The 3,372-nt window shown below is 52.8% G+C and carries 1 rRNA gene; it reads left to right on the plus strand.

Annotation, left to right across the window (positions count from 1 at the left end):
- Positions 1-292: 292 nt before the first annotated feature.
- A 23S ribosomal RNA gene (locus HMPREF2996_RS03275) occupies positions 293-3,367 on the plus strand.
- The last annotated feature ends 5 nt before the right edge of the window (positions 3,368-3,372 follow it).

Raw genomic sequence — 3,372 nt, forward strand, 5'->3', positions numbered from 1 at the left:
AAGTACGTGGTGCATTGTTGGGTGTCTGGGGCATTGTTCCCTGGTTGTTTAACCCATGCGTGACTGATGGTTGGAGTGTTTGTTTCTCTGGTTGTTGGGCTGGTGTGGGGTGTTGTGTGAGAACTGTATAGTGGACGCGAGCATTAAACCATGTGCTTGCTGCTGATACGTGCTTTGTGCGTGTGTTGGTGGTGGGTGTGTGGTTTGTGTGATTTCTTTGTTCTTTTGTGTTTTGTGTGTTCACACCAGCATTGTCTTCTGCTGCTTTTGTGGTGGTTGCCTTGTTGGTTGTGTGTTCGTTATTTAGGGCGCATGGTGGATGCCTTGGCATGCTGAGCCGATGAAGGACGTGTAAGGCTGCGTTAAGCCTCGGGGAGTTGTCAATAAAGCGTTGATCCGAGGATGTCCGAATGGGGAAACCTGGCACCTGTTATGGGGTGTTACCCTTCAGTGAATTCATAGCTGTTGTGGGGGTTTACGCGGGGAAGTGAAACATCTCAGTACCCGTAGGAGAAGAAAATAAAATATGATTCTGCTAGTAGTGGCGAACGAACGTGGATGAGGCTAAACCGTGTGCATGTGATACTTGGTAGGGGTTGTGTGTGCGGTGTTGTGGGCCCCAATGGACGGTGACTACCATCATCGTGCTTGTGTGTTGTTGTTAGGTGAAGTGGTGTGGAAACGCCTACCGTAGAGGGTGATAGTCCCGTAGTTGAAGGCTGCAATGCATGGGTTGTTGGGTTGCCCGAGTAGCAGCGGGCTCGTGGAATCTGCTGTGAATCTGCCGGGACCACCCGGTAAGCCTAAATACTCAGTGTGACCGATAGTGTATGAGTACCGTGAGGGAATGGTGAAAAGTACCCCGGGAGGGGAGTGAAATAGTTCCTGAAACCATGTGCTTACAATCCGTCAGAGCACTTTTTGTTGTGTGATGGCGTGCCTTTTGAAGAATGAGCCTGCGAGTCAGCGGCATGTCGCGAGGTTAACCCGTGTGGGGTAGCCGTAGGGAAACCGAATCCTAATGGGGTGTTGTCAGTGGCGTGTCCTGGACCCGAAGCGGGGTGATCTACCCATGGCCAGTGTGAAGCAGTAGTAAGATGCTGTGGAGGCGCGAACCCACGTAGGTTGAAAACTGCGGGGATGAGCTGTGGGTAGGGGTGAAAGGCCAATCAAACTCCGTGATAGCTGGTTCTCCCCGAAATGCATTTAGGTGCAGCGTCGCATGTAGCTTGGTGGAGGTAGAGCTACTGGTTGGTTGAGCGGGACTACAATCTTAGCAATGTCAGCCAAACTCCGAATGCCATCAATTGTGTTGTGCGGCAGTGAGACTGTGGGGGATAAGCTTCATAGTCGAGAGGGAAACAGCCCAGATCGCCGGTTAAGGCCCCTAAGGGTGTGCTAAGTGGAAAAGGATGTGGGATCGCGAAGACAGCCAGGAGGTTGGCTTAGAAGCAGCCATCCTTGAAAGAGTGCGTAATAGCTCACTGGTCGAGTGGTCCTGCGCCGACAATGTAGTGGGGCTCAAGCACACCGCCGAAGCCGCGGCAAACTTTTTTGTTTGGGTAGGGGAGCGTCGTGCATGTGTTGAAGCGTTACCGTAAGGAGGCGTGGAGTGTGTGCGAGTGAGAATGCAGGCATGAGTAACGAATTGGAAGGTGAGAATCCTTCCCGCCGGATGACTAAGGGTTCCTGGGTCAAGTTCGTCTTCCCAGGGTGAGTCGGGACCTAAGGCGAGGCCGACAGGCGTAGTCGATGGATAACCAGTTGATATTCTGGTACCCGTATATCCGCGCCCATGATAAAGCACTGATACTAACCACCGCGGATACGGATTGTGCACTCTTTGAGTGCGTGGTTTGTTGATGTCGTGGGGCCTGATGTGTGGTTCAAGTGATGGGGTGACACAGTGTAGTAGCCATGCCGCTTAATGGATTGTTGGTGTAAGCGTGTGAGGTGGTGTGTAGGTAAATCCGCACACCGTATACCTGAGGCGTGATGCGTAGCCCAAGTGTGGGTGAAGTTGGTGATCTAGTACTGTCGAGAAAAGCCTCTAGCGATGTGGATGTATGGCCCGTACCCTAAACCGACACAGGTGGTCAGGTTGAAAATACTAAGGCGTTCGGGTGAACTGTGGTTAAGGAACTCGGCAAAATGCCCCCGTAACTTCGGGAGAAGGGGGACCACACGACTTAAACCAGTCTTTGCGCTGGTGGTGGGTTGTGGGGTCGCAGAGAATAGAGGGAAGCGACTGTTTATCAAAAACACAGGTCCATGCGAAGACGTGAAGTTGATGTATATGGACTGACGCCTGCCCGGTGCTGGAAGGTTAAGAGGACCGGTTAGTAGTCTTTTGGCTGCGAAGCTGAGAATTTAAGCCCCAGTAAACGGCGGTGGTAACTATAACCATCCTAAGGTAGCGAAATTCCTTGTCGGGTAAGTTCCGACCTGCACGAATGGCGTAACGACTTCTCTGCTGTCTCAACCACAGGCCCGGTGAAATTGCACTACGAGTAAAGATGCTCGTTACGCGCGGCAGGACGAAAAGACCCCGGGACCTTCACTATAGCTTGGTATTGGTGTTCGGTTCGGTTTGTGTAGGATAGGTGGGAGACTATGAAGCGGCCACGCTAGTGGTTGTGGAGTCGTTGTTGAAATACCACTCTGATCGGATTGGATGTCTAACCTTGGCCCATGATCTGGGTTGGGGACAGTGCCTGGTGGGTAGTTTAACTGGGGCGGTTGCCTCCCAAAATGTAACGGAGGCGCCCAAAGGTTCCCTCAGCCTGGTTGGCAATCAGGTGGTGAGTGTAAGTGCACAAGGGAGCTTGACTGTGAGACAGACATGTCGAACAGGGACGAAAGTCGGGACTAGTGATCCGGCACCTACTTGTGGATGTGGTGTCGCTCAACGGATAAAAGGTACCCCGGGGATAACAGGCTGATCTTCCCCAAGAGTCCATATCGACGGGATGGTTTGGCACCTCGATGTCGGCTCGTCGCATCCTGGGGCTGGAGTAGGTCCCAAGGGTTGGGCTGTTCGCCCATTAAAGCGGCACGCGAGCTGGGTTCAGAACGTCGTGAGACAGTTCGGTCTCTATCCGCCGCGCGCGTTGAAACTTGAAGAAGGCTGTCCCTAGTACGAGAGGACCGGGACGGACGTACCTCTAGTGTGCCAGTTGTTCCGCCAGGAGCATCGCTGGTTGGCTACGTACGGAAGGGATAACCGCTGAAAGCATCTAAGCGGGAAGCCTGTTTTAAGATGAGGTTTCACTTGAGGTCCCCCAAAGACGATGGGGTTGATAGGCCAGACCTGGACGCACCGCAAGGTGTGAAGGCTACTGGTACTAATAGACCAAAACAAACACACACACT

Origin of the sequence: Corynebacterium sp. HMSC066C02 (assembly GCF_001814945.1) — a bacterium.
Taxonomy (GTDB): domain Bacteria; phylum Actinomycetota; class Actinomycetes; order Mycobacteriales; family Mycobacteriaceae; genus Corynebacterium; species Corynebacterium aurimucosum.